Origin of the sequence: Pseudomonas fluorescens (assembly GCF_019212185.1) — a bacterium.
In the GTDB taxonomy this organism is placed as follows: domain Bacteria; phylum Pseudomonadota; class Gammaproteobacteria; order Pseudomonadales; family Pseudomonadaceae; genus Aquipseudomonas.
Genome location: NZ_CP078138.1, coordinates 3,370,243 through 3,390,665 on the forward strand (window position 1 = coordinate 3,370,243; position 20,423 = coordinate 3,390,665).

Below are 20,423 nucleotides of genomic sequence, written 5' to 3' on the forward strand. Positions count from 1 at the left end.
TCTCGGCGGGCCAACGGTCGGCTTAGAACTTATAGCTTAGTTACTGTAGGAATACATAGCGCATTAGGCAGCGAGGCGATCCAAGCCTCGCACCGTCAGTACCCACGCCTTGGCGAGCAGGTTCGCTCCTACAAGGGGGGGCGGCGCTCTCTCTGGGTTTGTGTCAACTTCAGGCGGCATCCACACAACAACGATTACGCCCGGCGCGTTTCGCTGCGTACAGGCAGGCATCCGCCGCTTTCAACAGGGAGGCGGGGCTGACGCTCTCGCGGCTCGGCTGGCAGGTGGTGACGCCGGCGCTGGCGGTGACCTTGCCCAAGGGGTGCGCCGAGTGTTCGATTTCCAGGGCGCGAATTGCCTGCAAGATATCCTCGGCGACCTGCAGGGCGCCGCTGCTGTCGGTGTTGGGCAGCAGCACGGTGAATTCTTCGCCGCCGTAGCGCGCGGCCAGGTCGCTCGGGCGCCTGATCGCCTCATGGATCGCGCCACCTACCGCGCTCAAACAGTCGTCGCCGGCGGCATGCCCGTAGCGGTCGTTGTAGCGTTTGAAGTGATCGACATCGAGCATGATCAATGACAGCGCCGAGCCCTGGCGTTGCGCCAGGCGAATTTCATCCTCCAGTGCACTGTCGAGCCAGCGTCGGTTGCCCAGGCCGGTGAGGCTGTCAGTCAGCGCCATGTCGTGCAGGGTCTGGTGGGCGCGACGCAACTCCCGGGCAATGCGCATTCTTTGGCGCAACTGGCTGAGCACGATCAGGCCGAAAATGCCGAACGCGGTAATCAGCGACAGCAGCACGATTCCGGTCTTCAGCAGATCTGCGCGCCAGGGCGCAATGATCGACTCACGCGACAGTCCGGCCTCGATCACCAGCGGATAGGACTGCAGGGCGCGGTAGGCGTAAAGGCGCTCAGTGTCGTCCACCACCGCCTTGACCTCGGCGAAACCCTGATCCGCCAGCGGCAGGTAGCGCTGAAAGATCTCGCTCTGCGCCAGACTCTTGCCGACCACATCGGCAAGGAAGGGCCGCCGTACCAGAATCGTGCCGTCGCGCAGCGCCAAGACCAACGCGCCCTTGTCATCAATCTTGAAATCGCCGTAGTAGTCGACGAAATAACTGACCTTGACCGTGCCCAGCAACACACCGGCGAAGGAGCCATCGGGATTGTTCAGGCGCCGCGAGATTGGAATGATCAGGTCCTCGGTGGAGCGGCTCTTGACCACCTGGCCGATGCGCATGCTGCGGTCGTCATGGCTGCGGTGGTACTGGAAATAATCGCGGTCGGCGTTGTTCGCTGGATCGGGAATCGCCTCTTTGTCGGTGACTATCCATTGCCCGTCCGGGCCGTAGATAAACAGCCCATGCAACTGCGGCATGATGGTCGATTGCAACACCAGCAACTTGTGGATGCGTTGCACATTGATGCTCTGCAAACCGTCGCCTTCGACCCGCTCGGCCAGGGCGGCAGTCAGCACATCCATCTGGCGAATGGTGTCTTCGGCGTGCTGGGCGGTGGCCCGCGCCAGGTTGGTCACCGAATCCCGGGCAGTGGCGAAGGCGGCGCGGTAGTCGCGCCAGGTGCGCCAGCCCTCGACGGCGAGAAAGGCGATGATCACCGCCAGCATGAAACTGACAATCAGGCGAAAGGTGGCTCGGCCCCTGATGGGTTTGCCCGCAGTCGGTACGCTGAGAGGATCGAGAATGAGCGCTGGCGGCTTGCGACCGGGCATTCGGGTGTCCTTGGTTAAGGCAGGTCACTGCAGTCTAGAACAGGCGGGTGGAAAGTCCGCGAAATGCCGCCTCCCGCTTTGTTAGACTCGGCATCTTTTGCCCTGAGGGCGCTATGCAGATCAAAGGTGAACGCGCCGCCACGGCTTGTGGGTTGGTGGCAATTCTTTTATGGAGCACGGCTTCCGGATTAATCAGGAGCGTCAGCGAAATATTCGGCCCCTTGGGCGGGGCGGCGTTGATCTATAGCCTCGGCGCGATAATGCTGGTGATGTTCCTGGGACGCCCGCGCCTGCGTTCCACTTCGTCCTTCTACCTGATCATCGGCACGGCGTTGTTCGTTGCCTATGAAGTGTGCCTGTCCCTGGCCTTGGGCTATGCGAGCAACAGCAATCAGGCGATCGAGCTGGGGGTGGTGAATTACCTCTGGCCGTGCCTGACGGTGTTGCTGGCGATTGTCATGAATGGGCAGAAGGCGCGCTGGATCATCGTACCCGGTACCGTGCTGGCGCTGTTCGGGATTGTCTGGGTGGTCAGTGGCAATGGCCTGTCATTGCCCGCAATCATGGCCAACGTTGCATCCAACCCGCTGAGCTACAGCCTGGCGCTGGCCTGCGCGATCACCTTCGCCCTTTACTGCAACGTCACCCGGCGCTATGCCGGCGGGCAAAGCCTGGTGGGGCTGTTCTTTATCGTCACTGCCGCGCTGTTGTGGATCAAGTACGGCTTAAGCAGCGAAGTGCTGCCGGCCTTCACCTTGGGCGGCGGCCTGCAGCTGCTGGCCGCCGGGATTGCCATGGCCGGCGGTTATGCGCTGTGGAATATCGGCATCATTCGCGGCAACCTGACCTTGCTGGCGACCGCGTCCTATTCGGCGCCGGTGCTGTCGTCGGCTTTTGCTGCTGTGTGGCTGGGCGCCAGTTTGACCCTGCAATTCTGGCAGGGGGCGGTGCTGGTGACGGTGGGCTCGCTGATCTGCTGGCTGGCCACTCGCGAGCGCAGCGCTTCACAGACCAAGTGACTGGTACCAATCCGCGTAAGGCGTGTGGCGGACCTGGCGTTGATTGAAGTCAGGGCTGCCATCGTCCCACCACACCGGCCCGCGCTCCCCCAGCGCGACCTTGGCCTGATCCACTGCGGCGCGTGCCCCCGCCAGCTGTTCGGGATCCTCCGATTTTTTCGCCGCCTTCACCGCCCGCCGTGCGTCCATCAACTGATTGACCAGTTGTTGGCGCAGCGCTTCATCCAGCGCCGGATTGGAACAGCGCCAGAGCTGGCCCTTGACCACGAAGTAACGACCGTCAGGGGTGCGGGGGTAGTTCATCAGTGCTCCTGTTCACATGCCGTTGGCAAACTCCGGATCGTCCGGCCTGAGCCGTTGATTCAGCCCGGCCATTGCCCCCGCATACTCGGCCAGGACCTTGAGCGACCAGTCGGCACGGTGGCGGATCCTCCTGTCTTCGACATCGATGGCGTCGGCACCGTTCATCACCGATTCCACCTGACGCACGATCAGTTGCTCGGGCAGGTAGCAAATGCGGCAATTCTTGTAGCTCGACGCGCGCAGCTCGGACAGTGGGTAGGTGCCGCCCTGGCCCGCGGAAATCCCCACCAGCAGCGCCGGTTTATGGCCAAGCTCGCGGTAGCCGGCGTGGACGAACAGGTTCTTCAGCGCCGGGCAGGCCATGCCGTGCCATTCCGGGCTTAGCACCACCAGTGCATCGGCTTCGCGCAGCAGGGCACCATGGTCGGCCCAGATGCCCTGGTCGTCCTTGGCCGGCCATAACGGTAGGGGCGCGCGGCCTAGGTCGATGATCTTTGGTGTGGCGCATAGCTGCAGGGCTTGCAGGCGTCCGGCGAGGTAGTCGGCGACTTTTGCCGATTGGCTTTCAACCTGGCTGGAGCCGGCAATCAACACGATGTTCAGGCTCATTTGGCGAACTCCCCGGTGGTGGCTTGAGGCACTTTGGTTTTTTTCCGGCGGGCCAGCGGCCAGAACAGTTCTTCCTGCCAGGTCACCGGGCGCATGTTTTCAATGCCGTACTGCTCGGGACGGCGGCGAGTGATTTTCGCCGAGCCGAACAGCACGTCCCAGAAGAACAGCAAGTTGCCGAAATTGCCTTTGTAGTGGGTGACCCCGTCGTCGGCGTTCAGGCCGTGGTGGGCGGAGTGGGTGGCGGGAGTGGAGATGGTCCGTTCCAGCAGCCACATCAACGGGCGCAGGAGGCGGATGCGGTACAGCTTGTCGTCCCAGGGCACGCTGCTGTGGGCGGCAAAAATCACCAGCATCTTGACGATCAGGTAGCCGAAATACACGGGGGCCAGGCCCATGTACAGCAGCACGCCGGAGAACCACAGGCCGGGCATCAACAGGTAGTAGAAGCTGTTGTTGCGGTAAACGATGCGGATGCTCATATAGGGCGCCGAGTGGTGGGCGCGGTGCAGCGAATAAAGGAAGGGCACCTTGTGGCTGAGACGATGCCACCAGTACTGGGTCATGTCGTCGAGCACCAGGAACAGGGCGAGGCCAAGCGTCCAGTGCAGGCCGCTGAGGCTGCCTTTCAGTTGCGGGGCGAAATAGCCGAGCAGGGCGCTGCTAAGGAAGGTCACCAGCGGCAGGGTCACGCCCATCAGCAAGCCGGAGCCAAGGATTTCGATGATCACATCACGCCGCTGGCCACGGGGTTGGCGAAAGCAGGCGCAGGTGATTTCGAGGAGGATGAAAGCGATCAGGATGGCGGCGATGATCGGGATCGGACTGTTGGTTATTGTTGTTGTATTCATGGCACTCTCTGGTTGCGACCGATAATGGCAATGCCCTCCAATAAGAAACCATGAGTCCTGCACCTGCTATGCGCGAAACGGACAGAATCCCCCGAGAACCGGCCAACCCCGCGCCGGAACACTTTCACCGTGGTCCGCTGGGTCGGGTGCTCGAGCGCTACCTGCAAAGCCGCAGCGCGCAACTGCGCAGCAACTACAGCATGGTCGCGCTGGAGCAACTCTGGGCCAGGGCCGCCGTCCACGATCCGGCAATCGGCCTGCACCTGTTCGGCCATTTCAGCCGCCAGGATTGGCATATGCTGGCCCACGCTTGCCTGTACAGCACCGACCTAGAGGAGGCAATTCATTTCTGGGCGCGCTATGCGCCATTGGCCTCGGACATGGACAGCATCGTGTTGATCGAGGAGGGCGATGAATTGGGGGTGGAACTGCGCATCGACGCGCCACCCAACCTGGTGCGTTATGTGGTCGAGCACTACTGCGTGATGTCCCTCAGCGTGCAGCGCTTGGGTACCGGCGTGACGCTGGTGCCTGCACGCGCCTGTTTCGCCCATCCGCGTCCGGCTTATCACGCGCAATACACACAATGGTTCGGCGACACTGTCCAGTTCGATTGCGGGTACAACCGCCTGTATTACCCGCGCTCGAGTCTGAAGATTGAGCTGCAGACCCACAATGCCGGGATGATGGAGGTACTGCGCCAGGAGCTTGACCGGCGCCTGGCCCAGCAGCAGCGCCTCAGCGGCTGGGCGGGCAGGGTGGCGCAGGGCATCCGCCAGCAATTGCTGGCCGGCCAGGCACCCAGCCTGGAGACTCAGGCGCAGATTCTGCACCAGAGCCCACGGACCTTGCGCCGCCGCCTGGAAGAGCAAGGTTTGACCTTCCGCCATCTGCTGGACCAGGTGCGCGCCGAGTTGGAGCAGTACCTGGAGTTGCAGGGCAATAGTCGTACGCAGATTGCCGAGCAGTTGGGCTACAGCGATCTGGCGGCTTACCTGCATGCGCGTAAGCGTTGGCGAGGGTAAGTCGGCTACACCGCATTGACTTCATCGCTAGCAGGCGAGCTCCCACTCGCCAGCACTGCCAGACCCGCCGCGATCAGCAGCAACAGCGCACTCACTTCAAAGGTCGCGCGGTAGCCGCTGAAATCGAACAGCAACCCACCCACGGTGGCGCCGGCTGCAATCGCCAACTGGATGATCGCCACCATCAGCCCGCCACCCGCTTCGGCGTCATCCGGCAGAGTGCGGGCCAGCCATGTCCACCAGCCGACCGGCGCGGCCGTGGCCACCAGGCCCCAGAGTCCAAGCAGCAGCGTGGTGCCCAATGCCGAGCTGCCAAACGAAATCAGTGCGAGGGCAATCACCGCCATCAGCAGCGGAATAACCGCCAGGGTGCGGAACAGGCTGGTTTTCACGAAAGCTTCAATCAGGAAGGTTCCCGCCAGGCCTGCAACCCCGAGCACCAGCAACATCAGCGAGAGCATCGAGACGCTGACCTGGGTGACGCTTTCCAGGAACGGGCGCAGGTAGGTAAAGAGCATGAACTGGCCCATGAAGAACACACTGACGGCGAGCATGCCCAAGGCCACCGGCAGACGTTTCATCAGCCGCAACAGGTTGCCGCTGGCTGCCACGGTCGGGGTTTTGATCGCCGGCATGCTGACCAGCAGCCACAGGCTGGCAAGCAGGGCAACCGGGACTACGCACAGAAACGCCCCACGCCAGCCGATCAACGCACCGAGGTAGCTGCCCAGCGGCGCGGCGATCACTGTCGCCAGGGCGTTGCCGCCGTTGACGATGGCCAGGGCCCGGGTCACTTCGCCGGCCGGGACCAGGCGCATGGCGGTGGCTGCCGACAACGACCAGAAGCCGCCGATGGCGATCCCGATCAACGCGCGGCCAAGCATGAAGGTCGTGTAGTTGGGGGCGAAGGCAACGACGCTGCCGGAAACGATCATCAACAGAGTGAGGGACAGTAGCAGCTTCTTGCGATCGACCCGTGCCGCCACCGAGGCGATCAGCAAGCTGGTGATCAAGGCGAACAATCCGGACACGGCAATGCCCTGGCCGGCCTGTCCTTCGCTGACCTGCAGATCGGCGGCAATCGGGGTCAACAGGCTGACCGGCATGAACTCCGAGGCGACCAGGGCAAAGGCGGCGAGCGACATGGCGGACACCGCGCCCCAGGAGGACTGGGGGCTGGATTGAGGGTTTTGCGACATGGTTTGAGTCCTGTGAAGCGGGGCGTTTGACTGACGCCCATTGTCCAGAACCTTCCCTGTGCGCTGAAGTGCATTGCGCTGGAATACTTGCCTGATTCTCTGACTGTCCATGCCTGCTGGCGATGAACCCTGGACCACTGCGTGCATCCAGACAGCACGCAGTACCTCTGGTTTCAGCTGAACTGCCCAGCTGAACCTGTCGCCGTTTTCGAGCGCTTGAAATGGCTTAACTGATAGGCAATCGCCAACCACACAAACCAGCCCGGCATCACCATCAACGCAATCCGCGTATCGGGTCGCAACGCCAGCAGGCACAGGACGAAGCCGAGGAACGCCAGGGTGAACCAGGCCATCGGCACGCCGCCGGGCATTTTGTAGATCGACTGCGCGTGCAGGTCGGGCATACGTTTGCGGTAGGCGATGTACGAGGCGAGGATGGTCGACCAGGTGAAGATCACCAGGATCGCCGACACGGTGGAGACGATGGTGAACGCGGTCATGACTTCCGGGACGATGAACAGCAACAGCACGCCAATCAGCATCAACACCGTGGTGAACGCCAGGCTCATCAGCGGCACGCTGTTGCCCGACAGACGCCGGAAAATCCGTGGCGCGTTGTTTTGACTGGCCAGGCCGAACAGCATGCGGCTTGAAGAGAACACCCCGCTATTGGCCGAGGACGCCGCCGAGGTCAGCACCACGAAGTTGACGATGCCGGCGGCGGCGGGAAAACCGGCGACCAGGAACAGCTCAACGAACGGGCTCTTGCTCGGTGACACCTGCTGCCAGGAGGTCACAGCTATGATGCAGCCCAGGGCCAACACGTAGAACAGGATGATCCGCAGCGGAATCGAGTTGATCGCCTTGGGCAGGGTTTTCTCCGGGGCGCGGGTTTCCGCGGCGGCGGTACCGATCAGCTCGGTGCCGGCGAACGAGAAGATCGCCATCTGGAAGCCGGCGAAGAAGCCGAACAGACCATTGGGGAAGGCCGCCTGTTTATCCAGCAAGTGGTTGAGCGAGGCGGTGACACCCGTCGGCGAGACGAACGAACTGGCGATCAGTACCAGGCTGACGCCGATCAGGGTCAACACGGCAATGATCTTGATGATCGCAAACCAGAACTCCACTTCGCCGAACAGCCGTACGGTGAGCACGTTGAGAGCGAACAGGGTAAGCAGCATGCCAATCGCGGGGATCCACGCCGGCACGTCCGGAAACCAGTACTGGAAGAAACCGCCGACCACCACTGCATCGCCGATCACCGCGACGCTCCAGCTCAGCCAGTACGACCAGCCGAGAAAAAACGCTGCGCGAGGCCCGAGGTAAGCGCCGGCAAAGTCGGCGAAGGTCTTGAACTTGAGGTTGGACAGCAGCAGTTCGCCCATGGCGCGCATGACGAAATACACGAACAGGCCGATGATCATGTAGATCAGGATGATCGAGGTGCCGGAGAGCGCGATGATCTTCCCGGAGCCCATGAACAGGCCGGTGCCGATGGCGCCACCCATGGCCATTAACTGGATATGACGATTGCTCAGCGTACGCTGCAGCGCAGGCTGTTCAGCCCGTCCTGAGGAATGTGTGTTCATTGCAAAACCTCTTGATTTTATGATTTTGAGTTTTGGCAGTAGAGGGGTTGAAGCGCTTTATTGTTGGAATGGCTGATCACACAGACGGCCAGGATCAGCCGCGTTTGCTCTCGTAGCCATGCAGCACGTTGACCGCGTTGATGCCGATCTCATCGACCATGTAGCCGCCTTCCATGATGAACAAAGTCGGGCAGCCAACGCCGGCAATCAGTTCGCCGATGCCGATGAAGTCTTCGCTTTCGAGGAGGAAGTGGCTGATGGGATCGTCCTTGAAGGTGTCGACGCCCAGGGAAATCACCAGCACTTCAGGAGCAAACGCCTGCAGTTTGCGGCAGGCATCGACCAGCGCTTCACGGTAGGCGCCGCCGCTGGTGTTTTTCGCCAAAGGGTAGTTGAGGTTGAAACCTTCGCCCTTGCCGCTGCCACGCTCATCGCGGTAGCCCGAGTAGTAGGGGTAGGACACCGCCGGTTCGCCGTGTAGCGAGACGAACAGCACGTCATTGCGTCCGTAGAAAATGTTCTGCGTGCCGTTGCCGTGGTGGAAGTCGACGTCCAACACCGCGACCTTTTGCGCCCCGCGGGTGATCGCCTGCTGGGCGGCGATGGCGGCGTTATTCAGGTAGCAATAGCCGCCCATGTACTCGCGGGCGGCGTGGTGGCCGGGTGGGCGGCACAGGGCGAAGGCGCTGTCATGGCCTTCGTCGAGCAACGCCAGGCCGGTGAGGGCGATATCGGCGCTGGTGCGCACCGCTTGCCAGGTGGTGGCGGTGATCGGCGAACCCGCGTCCATGGCATAGAAACCCAGCTTGCCGTCGATGAATTCCGGTACATGCTCGTTGGCGAGGTCGCGCACCGGCCACACCAGCGGCAGAGCATCGTGGGTGCGACCGGTGGCGGTCCATTCGGTCCAGGCGTTTTCGAGGAAGGTTACGTAGCGCTCGCTATGGGCGTTCACATAGCAGGCACGGTCGAACGCGCGCGGCTCGATGATCTGCCCCAGCCCGACCTGCTTGACCCGGGCATGCACGGTGTCGGCGCGGCTGGGCTGTTCGAAGGAGGGCTTGAGCACGCCGTCTTTCAGTTCGGTGCCGTGGTGCAAGCGGTGGGAATCGCTGAAAACTGTAAACATCGTGCGCATCCATTGTTGTGAGCCAGTGCAACTATTTTGTTCTGCTCGGGGTGCGCTTTCTTTGCTTTATCTTTAGGCTGTTGCAGGAATTCAGGGCGATATTTCTAACGGATAGGGTCATGCAGAAAAGAAATTCCAAACGCATCAGCCTCGACGAAACTGATCTGGCGATTCTTGAACTGCTGCAGGAAGACGCCAGTATCTCCAATGCCGAACTCAGCGAGCGTCTGTCCCTGAGCCTTACGCCGTGCTGGCGCCGGCGCAAACGAATGGAGGAGGCGGGGGTGATCAAGGGCTATCAGGCTAACCTCGATCGACGCATGCTCGGGCTGGATATCATGGCCTTCGTGCATATCCGCTTTTCCACCCACGCCGACCATGCCCCCGATGCCTTTGAAGCGGTGATCAAGCAACTGCCGCAAGTGCTGGCCTGCCACAAAATCACCGGCGATTCCGACTACGTCCTGCAAGTGTTGGCCGAAGACCTCGACAGCTACAGCGATTTCATCGAACAAGTGCTACGGCGCCAGGTCGGCATCGCCTCGATCCAGTCGAGCCTGGCCCTGCGCGAGGTCAAGGCCGGGAGCCGGATGGCGATACCGAAGGCCAGTTCGGATTGAGCGCCACGGCATTTGTACCTGGCCCAAGACCGGTGGGAGCTGGCTTGTCGAATCGTCGCAGCGCAGCGATGGGGCACATCAAACCACCAACCCCTGCAACACCGGCCGCAAGCGCTCCAGAGTCATCGCCCCACACACCTGCATCGGCTCGCGCAGTTCGTTGGCCATGAAGCCCTGGACACTCAGGGCAGCCTTGACCACCGCAGGATTAGGCTCGGCGAAGGCGATCTGGATCCACGGTAACAATTGCCGGAAGCTGGCACGCGCCGCAGCCAGTTCACCGTGCTCCATCTGTTGCATCAACTGCACATACAGATTCGCGTGAACATTGGCCGACGCCGAAATCGCCCCGGCGCCGCCCAGGGCCAGGTGGCCGAGTATCTGGATGTCCTCGCCCGTCAGCACCTCGACCTGAGCGTCGGCGATCAACGCCAGGGTCGTCTCGATATCGCCGCCGCAGTCCTTCACCGCCGCAATGTTCGGATGGCGCACGATTCGCCGCAGCGTGTCGCGCTCGATCCGCGCACCGGTGCGATAAGGAATGTCGTAGAGCACCAGCGGCACCGACGACGCATCCGCCACACGCTTGAAAAAGGCCTCCAGACCTTGCTGCGAAGGGCGGATGTAATAGGGCGCCGGCACCAGCAGGCCTGCCAGCTCACGGCGCTGGATCTGCTCCTGGAAAGCAAGGATGTCCTGCAGATTGTTGCCACTCAGGCCCATGATCACCTGGCTGGAAGGCGCCCATTGCAGCACTGCATCCAGCACCGCCAGTTGCTCGTCCTCGCTCATGGCCGCCGCTTCACCGGTGGTGCCACACACCACCAGGCCCCTGACGCCGTCCGCGAGAAGCTTGTTGACCAAGCCCTGCAGCGCCTCGAAATCGACCTGCCCGCAACGAAACGGCGTGGCCAGTGCTACCCAGATCCCGCGAAAATCAGACATGCATGTACTCCCAAGTCAGACCGATGAGTCGTCGTCAGAGGAGTGATAGGAATCAAGCAGGGGGAGGGGTCGCCGGGTGCCTTGTGTCCTGTCAGCTCATCTGACGGGACAGCGCCCCGGTCAAATGAGCGACTGTTTCTTCGATTTATTGGCAACCGACACGCATGCGACAGCCTGGGCGATAAAGCCCGGGTCGGTCAGCAGGGAGTCGGTGATGCGGATCATGGAGGATCGCTTGCCAAAATGTGTTGCCGGATAATGCGTGGGCTCGATGAGGGATGTCAACGAGGATTTTCGCCCTGATCGAACAGGGCGCTTGCACGCTATTGACCAACCGAAGAACAAACCTACCCGGCTTGTCCGCCAATTCAGTTACCTGAGCGAGCCACCGCTGTGTCTGAAATCGATACCGGCAGGCGCTGTATTCACCCGAAAAACCATTGGATTAACGCCAGCAGCAGGCTGGTGAAAACACCAGTTTCAGCTAGCGTGAAGAAACCAGCAATTCGGCCTGCGCCCAATCAGGGCGGGCCACAAACGCCGCGCATCGGAGACGACTGCATCATGGCATCCACCCGCAAATCTTCACGCAAGCCGGAGCAGGAAAACCAAGCTCACCCGACATTCCGTTCCCGGGAAGAACGGCTCGATGACGGTAAACGTATGCGCAGTCAAATCCCGCGGGAGGCGCATGCCAAGTGGCAAACGCCCGCTCGACAGCGTGACGTCGTGGCCATCCTCGAACAATCCAATCGTGACCGCCTGCAGGAGCTGGTGCCGATTCGCTACGGGCGAATGTTGCGCAGTCCCTTTACTTTCCTGCGGGGCTCGGCAGCGCTGATGGCCCATGACTTGTCCAAAGGGCCGAATATCGGCGTGACGGTGCAGGCCTGCGGCGACTGTCACCTGCTGAATTTCGGCCTGTTCGCCACCCCTGAGCGCAACCTGGTCTTCGACCTCAATGATTTCGACGAAACCCTGCCGGCGCCCTGGGAATGGGACATCAAGCGCCTGGTGGTGAGCTTTGCCGTGGCCGCCCGTGACGGTGGGGCGACTGACGCCCGTGCGCGCAAGATTGCGATTGCCTGCGCGCGCGGCTACCGCGAACACCTGCGGCGCTTCTCGAAAATGAAACCGCTGGAGGTCTGGTATTCCCGACTCGATGCCCAGGAGTTGCTCGATACCGCACCCGACGCCAAGGCCCTGAAATTCCGCCAGCAACTGTTCGAGCGTGCCCGCGAGCGGGTCATGGAAAGCGTCTTTCCGAAAATCGCCGGGCAGGTCGCCGGCCAACCGCGCATCGTCGACCAGCCGCCGGTGATCCAGCACGTCGCGGACCCCGAGTTCATGGTGCGGGTGCATCAGGGCATGGCGGCGTATCGGCAAAGTCTCAGCGACGAGCGCCGGGTCCTGCTCGATCGCTATCGCCTGGTCGACGCCGCACTCAAGGTAGTCGGCATCGGCAGCGTCGGTACACGCTGCTACATCATGTTGTTGTTTTCCGAGGAAAACCACCCGCTGATCCTGCAGTTCAAGGAATCCTGCCGCTCGGTGCTGGAGCCCTATGCAGGCAAAAGCCAGTTTGACAATCAAGGCCAGCGGGTGGTGATGGGGCAGCGCCTGATGCAGTCCTCCAGCGACATTTTCCTCGGCTGGGTGCGCGGCCCCGGGGGCTATGACTTCTTCGTGCGGCAGTTACGCGACATGAAGATGTCAGTGCCACTGCAGAACATCAGCGCCACCCAGCTGGAACGCTACGCCGAGCTCTGTGCCCTGACCCTGGCACGGGCCCATGCCAAGTCCGGCGACGCGGCGACCATCTCCGGCTACCTGGGTAAAAGCGAGGTGTTCGACGAAGCGGTGGGCGACTTTGCCTTGCTCTATGCCGACCAGACCGAACGTGACCATGCGCAACTGCTCAAGGCTGCTCGCAGTGGTCGGGTGAATGTATTGCATGAGGAGTGACACGGATGCTCGATTTTTTCCTCCACGCCCTGCGTGCAAATCCAGAAATTGCGGTATTCCTGGCCATCGCCTTGGGCGTGCTGATCGGCCGAATCCAGATCGGCAGCTTCCATCTGGGCTCGGTGGCCGGTGCCTTGCTCATGGGCCTGCTGATCGGCCAGATCGGCCTTGAGGTGCCGGCGGGTCTGAAGTCGGTGTTCTTCGTGATGTTCATCTACGCGGTCGGCTTCAAGAGCGGGCCGGAGTTTTTTGGCAGCCTCAATCGCGGCACCCTGAAGCTGGTGGCGTTGTCGTTTGTGCTTTGCGCAACGGCACTGGGCGCGATCCTGTTGATGAACGCGATCTTCGACTTTGACGCCGGGTTCACCGCCGGCCTTGGCGCTGGCGCGCTGACCGATACGGCGATCATGGGCACCGCCACCAGCGCTATCAATCAACTGGCTATCGATGAGGCAGCCAAGGCGCAACTCAACAGCCATATGGCGATCGCCTACGCCATCACCTACCTGTTCGGCACCATCGGCCTGATTGTGTTTGTCGGCAGCATTGCGCCGAAGTTGCTCGGGGTGGACCTCAAGGCCTCGGCGCGAGAGCTGGAACTGGAGTTGGGCATCGCCAAGGACGAAGAAGCGATCAGCATTCCTTACACGCGGATCGTGGTGCGCGCCCATCAGGTCTCGGTCGAGGGCCAGGCCAACGGCCAACGCATTGCCGATCTCGAGCGCCAACACGAATCCCTGAGCATCGAGCGGGTGGTGCGGGCCGGGCAGGTGATCGAACGCGACGAGGGCTTCGTGCTCATGGCCGGGGATATCGTCGGTGTGTACGCGCTGCGCGAGGCAGTCGGCACCCTCGGAGAGTGGGTGGGGCCGGAAATCGACCACGCCGAGTCGTTGTCGTTTGCCACCCGCCAGGCGGACATCGTCCTGACGTCCAAGGAGTTTGCCGGCAAGACCATCCATCAAGCGCGGGAACACCTGGAAAACTCCCGGCGCCTCGGTTGCTTCCTGATTTCCATCACCCGCCAGGGCTATGACCTGCCGCTGTTGCCCAACACCGTGCTGCGCCGTGGCGACGTGATCAGCGTCACCGGGCGCACTGCCAGTGTCGATGCGTTGGCCAAGCGTCTGGGCCGGGTGCGCGAGAGCAACTACAAAAGTGACATCGCCATGCACACCCTGGGCATGGTGATCGGCTCGTTGCTCGGGCTGCTGTCGACCCATATCGGCATGATCCCGGTGGAGCTCGGCGTGGGCGGCGGGGTGTTGGTTGCCGCACTGGTGATCGGCTGGTACAACTCGCGGCATCCGGAAATCGGCGCCTTGCCGCCAGCGGCACAGTGGGCGTTTTCCGAGTTCGGCCTGACCGCCTTCGGCGCAGTGGTCGGCCTGCTGGCCGGTCCTGCAGCTTTTGCGGCGATGCAGGAACAGGGCCTGGCGCTGTTGGTGTCGGGCGCGGTGGTGACTATCCTGCCACCGTTTGTGGCCCTGTATTTCGGTCGCTATGTGCTGCGCCTGCACCCGATGGTCCTGTTTGGCGGCCTGGCCGGGGCACAGACCGAGGCGGCGTCGATGAACAAGATCATCGAACAGTCCGGCAGCAATACCCCGGTAATCGGCTTTACCGTGTGCTATGCGATCTCCAACGTGCTGTTGGCGGTGTGCGGGCCGATCATTGTGTTCATGGTGGCGGGATGATGTTCAGAAGCCGCTCTCGCGCATGAACACCGCCGCCAGGTGAGTGGCACCGTCGGCCAACAGGCTGCGCCGTTCGCCTTCGATCTTCAGATGCCCCCGAGTTTCGCGCAGGCTCGGCAAGGGCTCATCCAGTTGAACCAACACCTGGAACAGCGCGCTGCCCGGCACCAGCGCGTGCTCGGCGTCGGTGGTCACCACCGGGCCACCGAAACGCGACGACAGCATGCGATGGGACAGTTGCCCGGCGCGGGTGCTGCCGATCTGCAGGACGTGACCGCGCAGCGGACTGGCCTGGCCGTCCGGGTAGAAGCGCACCGGGTCACCGACCGCCATACGATGGACCTGGTCTTGCGCGACATAGGCATCGACCTGCCAGCTGCGCGGGTCGATCAGGATCCCCAGCGGCTCCTGGCGACCGATCCACTGGCCGGGTTTCCAGTCTGGATTGACGTCCATCCAGATTCCGGCAAACGGCGTTTGCAGGTTCAGCCGAGCCATCTCCGAACGAGCGGCGCGAGCCTCTTCGAATTGCACGTTGAGGCGCTGGCGGGTCACCGCATCCTCGGCCAGACCACCGGGATCGGCCAACAACCCCGATAACCGCGCCGCATAGCTGCGGGCATTGGCTTCGCTGCTGCGCAGGCGCGAGGCGATGTCCGGCTCGTCGAGTATCACCAGATTCTCCCCGGCCTGGACCGGGCCGCCCGTGCGGATCGACTGCAACCGGGCCGGGTAGGGTGCATAGACCCGCAGTTGCTGCTCAGCGCGGGCGACGCCCACCCCATCGATCTGGCTATGCCAGGGAATCGCCAAAACCCCGAGCAGCAGTATCAGCGCTGCGTAGAACAGCAGCTTGCGTTTACCCGGCACGGCGGCGCGTTGTTGCCACCAGTGCTTCAACTCGCGCAGCACCGGCATGGCGATAAACCAGGACAGTTCGACCATGAACAGGATGATCCCCAGCAGTTTGAAAAAGAACAGGTACACCGCCAGGGCGATCCCGAGGAACAGCACCAGCCGGTATAGCCAGGTGACGATGGCAAAAGCCACCAGCAGCCGGCGTTGTCGTGGCGGGAAGGCCTCCGGCCAGGCTTCCTGCAAGCCCAACAGATTGCGCCGCAGAGTGACCCGAGCCAGCGCCGACGAGCGTTCATGCAGGTTGGGAAAATCCAGCAGGTCGGAGAGGATGAAGTAACCGTCGAAGCGCATGAACGGACTGGCATTCAGCGCCAGCGACAGCAGCCAACTGGTGGTCGCCAGATACAGCAGGGCATTGCGCAGCGCGCCAGGATCACAGAGTGCCCAGCCCAGTGTGGAGAGTCCGGCCAGCGACAGCTCGGTGATGATCCCCGCCGAAGCAATCGCCAGGCGTTGGCGTGAGCGGCTGAGCTTCCAGCTTTCGCCGGTGTCGGTGTAGAGCATTGGCCACAGCACCACGAAGGCAATGCCCATGTGCCCGACACGCAATCCCAGTCGGGTCGCCACCAACGCGTGCCCCAGTTCATGAAGGGTCTTGGCGACGATCAGCGCCAAGGCAAAACTCAACAGGCCCTCGGTGGAAAATGACTCGACCACGGCATGGGTGAACACGTCCCACTGCTGCAGCACGAGGATGATCCCCAGCAGGCTCAGGCCGAGCACCAATAGCCCGGTCAGCGGGTGAAACAACCAGCCCAGGGCGCGAGCCAAGTGCTGCAACGGCTGTTGCGGACGCAGCAGCGGAATGCGGAAAAACAGGTAATGGTGCAGCCACCAGCGCCAGCTCAACCAACTGCCTTCTTCGCCTTTGGCTTGCAATTTCGCCAGGGCGGCAGGACCGGCCCGCAGCAACTGGTGCTGCTCGAGAAATTGGCGGAAGTCGAGGACCTGTTCAACGTCCGGCTTGAGCGCGGTGCCTTCGCCGATCTGCTGGCTAATCTGCCGGGGCGATTGACCCCAGCGCAGCAGGCATTCGAACTCCAGCCAACCGATGCGGTAGAAGCGATTGATCACCGTGTCCTGGATCACCCAGGCCGGTTCGCCATTGCTGCCATGGGCGGCTTCGCTCAGGCGCAGGTCCTCGCGCAACGGTGGCACCGGCAGATCGGCGGGATCGAGCATCACCAACCGCTCCAGGCGCGCAGCGTCGCCAGTGGCCGACGCAGCAGGTAATAGCCGAGCATCACCCGGCCGCCATACAGCTTGGCGGTGCCGTGCAAGCCGAGACGCGCGTGTTCCGGCGTGCCGTCGATGCTTGCCAGCAAACGGTAGGCGACCACGCCCTCATCGCTGGGCCGGGCCTGGTAGCTGGTCTCAAGGATTGTGCCCTTGAGCGGGCTCAATGGATACGCGGTGAGAAACAGCGTGACCTCGGCCCCGGGTTCGAGGGCGATGGCATCGGCCACCGCCAACTGGATTTGCATCGCCGGCTGGCTCGGGTCAGCCACCTGCATGATGCGCTCGCCGGTGACCACCGGCTTGCCCAGCCAGTCGTTGGGGTCGCTGAATACGGCGACCCCGGCACGCGGCGCCACGACCTGGGTGCGCTTGAGCTGCGCCTGCACCGCCGCCAGTTCGGCCCGGCGTTGCTGGACACGGCCCTGGAGCAGGGTCAGTTCGCTTTTGCTTTGCGGGTTGTCAAAGGCGCGCTGGCTGGCGGCGAGCAGTTCGGCGTCGGCCACCGCGACTTCCTTGCCGAGCACTTCGGCGCGGCTGCGCAAAGTGGTTTCGTCGAGGGAGAACAGCGGCGTGCCGAGTTCCACCGGCTGGTTGGGGCGGACTTTGATCTGTTCGATGACGCCGTCGATGGGCGAGCTGATGATCTGCGCCTGACGGGAGACGATTTCGGTCGGCGCCAAGGCGGTTTGCCGCACAGGCAGAAACAGCAGCGCGCCAAACAGCAGCAGGGTCACGAGCGCCTGTCGGCGACTGGGGCGCCAGCGACTCAGGCGACGTTGACGAGTCAGCGCCGCCCAGCAGTAACCCCAGGTCCCCACCAGGCCCTTGAGGTGCTGCCACAACACGGGCGGCGGTTCGCGGTCGAGCAACAACAGCAACAGCCCCAGGCGCTGACCCTGCTGATTGGCAATCGGAATGCACCACAGGCCGGTCGGCCACCACTCACTCCAGCCGTCGCTGATGTCCGCCGGCGGGGCCTTGCTGTCCTGGGTCAACCACAGCGGCTCCTCCATCACCTGAGCAGCAACCCAGCGGCTGGCCCGGCGCAGCCAGACCAGGTAGGGCGAGTCCTCGCTGGGCCGCGACAGCCCGGAAACGTTAAGCAGTTCCAGCGACCTGTCACGCTCGGCGAACACCAGCGCCTGATGGAATTTGAGCAACGGGTACAGGTCATTGGCCATGCTGAACGCCAGCGCATTCAGGGTATCAGCGGCCAGCGCCTTGTCCCGCAGGGCATCAAGCTCGAGCAGCAGGTGAGGGTGGGGTAACGACTCGTTCATGGTCATGGCTGGGAACTGTCGTGCTGGGCCGTTTCCTCGGTGAAGCGCGCGGTGCCGCTCATGCCGGCCATCAGTTCCGGGTATTTGTTGTCGAGGCGCGCTTCCAGCTCGACGGTTTGCGCCACCGCATCGACCCGCGAGTTGATCGCGCTGATTGTGGCCGTATAGCTCTTGCCGGTCTCATGGATGTTGACCTGTAACGGCAGGCCGGGCTTGAGGGTTTTCAGCAGGGTCGACGGCACATTCAAGCGCACCTTCAGTGCGCCGTCGCTGACCAGGTCGAACAGCGGCGTACCCGCGGTGACGGTCTGGAAGGGTTTGACGTAGACCTTGGCGATGCGCCCGGAAAACGGCGCCAGCACCTGGCAGTAACCGCTCTGGGCCTGGCCCATCGCGCGGGCGCCGTCGGCCTTTTGCACTTCGGTGTTGGCCATCGACACTTCAATGTCGCCCACAGCATTGAGTTTGCGCAGTTGCTTCTTGGCTTCCAGATTCTGCCGGGCCATGGTCAGCTCGGCGGCGGCGACCTTGCTGCGGGCGTCGGCTTCGCTGCAGTTGAAACGGGCCAGTAATTCGGCCTTCTTGACCTGCTCGCCAAACCCGGCCGGCAACTCCGCCAAGGTGCCGCTCATCTGGCTGGACAGGGTGGTTTCCAGTTCGGCGGCCAGCAACACGCGAATGGCGCTGGCGCTTTCCGGCGCGGGTGTGTCGTCGGCATGCACCGACAACAGTGGACAGACCAACAACAGAGCCCCGGCGAGGGACTCAAGGGCGGTTTTGCGCATTCGACGTTCCTTGCTGGGTGATGAGCAGGCGTTGCTGCTCCTGTTCATTCAATGTGCGCTGGATTTCCCGGGACAGGGTCTTGATGTCGTGCTTGTCGATTTCGCTCGGCAGCACGTCCAGGCCAATCGAGTTATACAGCCGGCCCCAGGCCGCCTGGGCACTGGAGAACGCCGCCTCGCGCTGGTAACGCGAAAGCAGGTAACGGCCTTCGGAACGAATCACCTCCAGTTCCGAACCCAGGGCGCCAGTTTTCGCCGCCTGGGCGTAGTCGAGCAGGCTGCGGTCGACCCGCAGGCTTTCCTCGGTGAACTCGACCTCCTGACGCGCCAACTGATAACGCAGGGTGCCGACCCGCACCTGAGTCAGGATCGCCATCGACAGCGCGACACGCCGGGTATCGTCGGTCTCGCTCTGGGACTGTTGCGCGGCGTTGAGGGACGGCAATTGCAGCAGGCGCAGCAGGTTCATCGACACCTGCACGCCGGTGTTCATCCAGTCGCTGTTGTACAGGTACTTGTTGGAATCATAGCGATAACCGAAGTCCACGCTGACGTTGGGCCAGAGTTGCGCCTTGGCAATGTCCAGGTCTTTCTGGTTAACCCGTTTGCGGTACCACTCTTCCATGATTTCCGGACGGTGCTCCAACGACAGCTGTTCGAGCTGAGCCATGCTCTGCCGGACCTCCGGCAGGCGCGGATCCGTGGTGTCGGCGAGGACCATCTTCGAGCCCGGCGGCAGCGACATCAGGGCTGCCAGTTCGGCCTGGGCGAATTCCAGATCCTGGCGACGCACGGTCAGCAGGTAGATCGAATCAAGCAGGGCCCGCTGGTAGGCGAGAATTTCCTGCTGCGGCAACAGGCCCCGTTGCTCGGCCTCGCGGGCTGAGGTCAGTGCGGTGTGGGTGCGCATCAGCAGCTTGTCGACTTCCGGCATCAGCCGTTGCGCGCCCAGGGCCCGCCAGTAAGCATTGCGCACGTCCTGCAAGACGTTCTGCGCGACTTTGCGCCGGCGCTCTTCGGCCATCAGGATCTGGTCGGATTTCTGCTGGGTACGGTAGTAGGCCACGCCGAAGTCCAGCAGGCTCCAGCTCAGGCCCAGTCCATAGAGCTGGCGATAACGCTCTTCGGAGGTCGAGGGCCGCAAGCTGACTTGGCGGTCTTCGATGCCGATCGAGGTACCGCCGGAGTCATTGTTGCGCCCGGCGTAACCGGCCGAGGCCACCAGTCGCGGGAGCATTTCGTGGCTGGAGACGTCGCGCAAGTCCGAGGCCAGGGCGCTTTCCATCAGTTTCAAGCGGTAGTCGAGGTTGTATTTCAGGGCCCGGGCGGCCGCATCGTAGAAGGTCAGGGGCGCGGTCACCGGTTCCTGGGCGGAATACATGCGCGACTGGTCGGCAAGAATGCGTTGACGGTTTTCCTCCTCGGTACTCGGCTTGGGCTCCAGTGAAGAACAGGCACTGAGCAGCAGGGTCGAGACGAGGGCGCTACTGAGAATCCGATGGGCATTTTTCTGCATGTGCA

At 62.6% G+C, this 20,423-nt stretch carries 17 protein-coding genes; 5 read left to right on the forward strand and 12 right to left on the reverse strand.

Features of this window, described 5'->3' with window-relative positions:
- Window positions 1–169: 169 nt before the first annotated feature.
- A complete protein-coding gene (locus KW062_RS15195; protein ID WP_105754174.1) occupies window positions 170–1,729 on the reverse strand; it encodes a sensor domain-containing diguanylate cyclase in 1,560 nt (519 codons plus the stop codon).
- A 113-nt stretch (window positions 1,730–1,842) separates the two neighbouring features.
- Here KW062_RS15195 and yddG point away from each other — a divergent pair, with 113 nt between their 5' ends.
- The gene (gene yddG, locus KW062_RS15200) at window positions 1,843–2,748 is read left to right on the forward strand and encodes an aromatic amino acid DMT transporter YddG (RefSeq protein WP_105754175.1); all 906 of its coding nucleotides are present in this window, start codon (window positions 1,843–1,845) and stop codon (window positions 2,746–2,748) included.
- On the opposite strand, the gene KW062_RS15205 is transcribed toward yddG, so the two are convergent.
- From KW062_RS15205 to KW062_RS15215, 3 genes are read right to left on the reverse strand one after another with little or no spacing between them, the layout of a single operon-like run.
- Complete coding sequence (locus tag KW062_RS15205) at window positions 2,734–3,051, reverse strand: hypothetical protein (RefSeq protein WP_105754176.1); 318 nt, start codon at window positions 3,049–3,051, stop codon at window positions 2,734–2,736. The two genes, yddG and KW062_RS15205, sit on opposite strands and share 15 nt — an antisense overlap.
- A 12-nt stretch (window positions 3,052–3,063) precedes the next feature.
- On the reverse strand, window positions 3,064–3,660 hold the full coding sequence (locus KW062_RS15210) for an NADPH-dependent FMN reductase (protein WP_027620951.1): 597 nt from the start codon (window positions 3,658–3,660) through the stop codon (window positions 3,064–3,066).
- Window positions 3,657–4,511 (reverse strand): sterol desaturase family protein, encoded by an 855-nt coding sequence (locus tag KW062_RS15215; protein WP_105754177.1) that lies wholly within the window; start codon window positions 4,509–4,511, stop codon window positions 3,657–3,659. The genes KW062_RS15210 and KW062_RS15215 overlap by 4 nt, the downstream gene beginning before the upstream one ends.
- 68 nt (window positions 4,512–4,579) lie before the next feature.
- Here KW062_RS15215 and KW062_RS15220 point away from each other — a divergent pair, with 68 nt between their 5' ends.
- Window positions 4,580–5,536: an AraC family transcriptional regulator ligand-binding domain-containing protein gene (locus KW062_RS15220; protein ID WP_027620953.1), complete on the forward strand. Its 957-nt coding sequence runs from the start codon at window positions 4,580–4,582 to the stop codon at window positions 5,534–5,536.
- 5 nt (window positions 5,537–5,541) lie between these two features.
- On the opposite strand, the gene KW062_RS15225 is transcribed toward KW062_RS15220, so the two are convergent.
- The 3 genes from KW062_RS15225 to KW062_RS15235 all read right to left on the reverse strand — a co-directional run bounded on the left by KW062_RS15225 (window position 5,542) and on the right by KW062_RS15235 (window position 9,453).
- Complete coding sequence (locus tag KW062_RS15225) at window positions 5,542–6,735, reverse strand: MFS transporter (RefSeq protein ID WP_256350776.1); 1,194 nt, start codon at window positions 6,733–6,735, stop codon at window positions 5,542–5,544.
- 173 nt (window positions 6,736–6,908) lie between these two features.
- Window positions 6,909–8,324, reverse strand: coding sequence for an amino acid permease (locus KW062_RS15230; protein ID WP_105754178.1), 1,416 nt, complete (start codon window positions 8,322–8,324; stop codon window positions 6,909–6,911).
- Window positions 8,325–8,418: 94 nt separating this feature from the next.
- Window positions 8,419–9,453 carry a histone deacetylase family protein gene (locus tag KW062_RS15235; protein WP_105754179.1) on the reverse strand — a complete coding sequence of 345 codons (1,035 nt, stop codon included), beginning with the start codon at window positions 9,451–9,453 and terminating at the stop codon, window positions 8,419–8,421.
- A gap of 119 nt (window positions 9,454–9,572) precedes the next feature.
- On the opposite strand from KW062_RS15235, the gene KW062_RS15240 reads away from it, so the two are divergent.
- Window positions 9,573–10,073 (forward strand): Lrp/AsnC family transcriptional regulator, encoded by a 501-nt coding sequence (locus tag KW062_RS15240; protein WP_027620957.1) that lies wholly within the window; start codon window positions 9,573–9,575, stop codon window positions 10,071–10,073.
- Between the two features lie 78 nt (window positions 10,074–10,151).
- Here the strand turns inward: KW062_RS15240 and dapA are convergent, their stop codons facing one another.
- A complete protein-coding gene (gene dapA / locus KW062_RS15245; protein ID WP_027620958.1) occupies window positions 10,152–11,018 on the reverse strand; it encodes a 4-hydroxy-tetrahydrodipicolinate synthase in 867 nt (288 codons plus the stop codon).
- Window positions 11,019–11,582: 564 nt separating this feature from the next.
- Here dapA and KW062_RS15250 point away from each other — a divergent pair.
- Both KW062_RS15250 and aspT read left to right on the forward strand, forming a co-directional pair.
- Window positions 11,583–12,983, forward strand: a complete 1,401-nt coding sequence (locus KW062_RS15250) for a DUF2252 domain-containing protein (RefSeq protein WP_027620959.1) — start codon at window positions 11,583–11,585, stop codon at window positions 12,981–12,983.
- A 5-nt stretch (window positions 12,984–12,988) separates the two neighbouring features.
- Complete coding sequence (gene aspT, locus KW062_RS15255; protein ID WP_027620960.1) at window positions 12,989–14,680, forward strand: aspartate-alanine antiporter; 1,692 nt, start codon at window positions 12,989–12,991, stop codon at window positions 14,678–14,680.
- Between the two features lie 3 nt (window positions 14,681–14,683).
- Here the strand turns inward: aspT and KW062_RS15260 are convergent, their stop codons facing one another.
- The 4 genes from KW062_RS15260 to KW062_RS15275 are packed head-to-tail and all read right to left on the reverse strand — an operon-like array spanning window position 14,684 to window position 20,418.
- Window positions 14,684–16,780 (reverse strand): HlyD family efflux transporter periplasmic adaptor subunit, encoded by a 2,097-nt coding sequence (locus tag KW062_RS15260; protein WP_105754180.1) that lies wholly within the window; start codon window positions 16,778–16,780, stop codon window positions 14,684–14,686.
- Entirely contained in the window at window positions 16,780–18,123 is a 1,344-nt protein-coding gene (locus KW062_RS15265) for an efflux RND transporter periplasmic adaptor subunit (RefSeq protein WP_027620962.1), read from the reverse strand. The genes KW062_RS15260 and KW062_RS15265 overlap by 1 nt, the downstream gene beginning before the upstream one ends.
- Complete coding sequence (locus KW062_RS15270) at window positions 18,120–18,902, reverse strand: efflux RND transporter periplasmic adaptor subunit (protein ID WP_027620963.1); 783 nt, start codon at window positions 18,900–18,902, stop codon at window positions 18,120–18,122. The genes KW062_RS15265 and KW062_RS15270 overlap by 4 nt, the downstream gene beginning before the upstream one ends.
- Window positions 18,883–20,418, reverse strand: a complete 1,536-nt coding sequence (locus KW062_RS15275) for a TolC family protein (RefSeq protein ID WP_105754181.1) — start codon at window positions 20,416–20,418, stop codon at window positions 18,883–18,885. The genes KW062_RS15270 and KW062_RS15275 overlap by 20 nt, the downstream gene beginning before the upstream one ends.
- Between the last annotated feature and the right edge of the window lie 5 nt (window positions 20,419–20,423).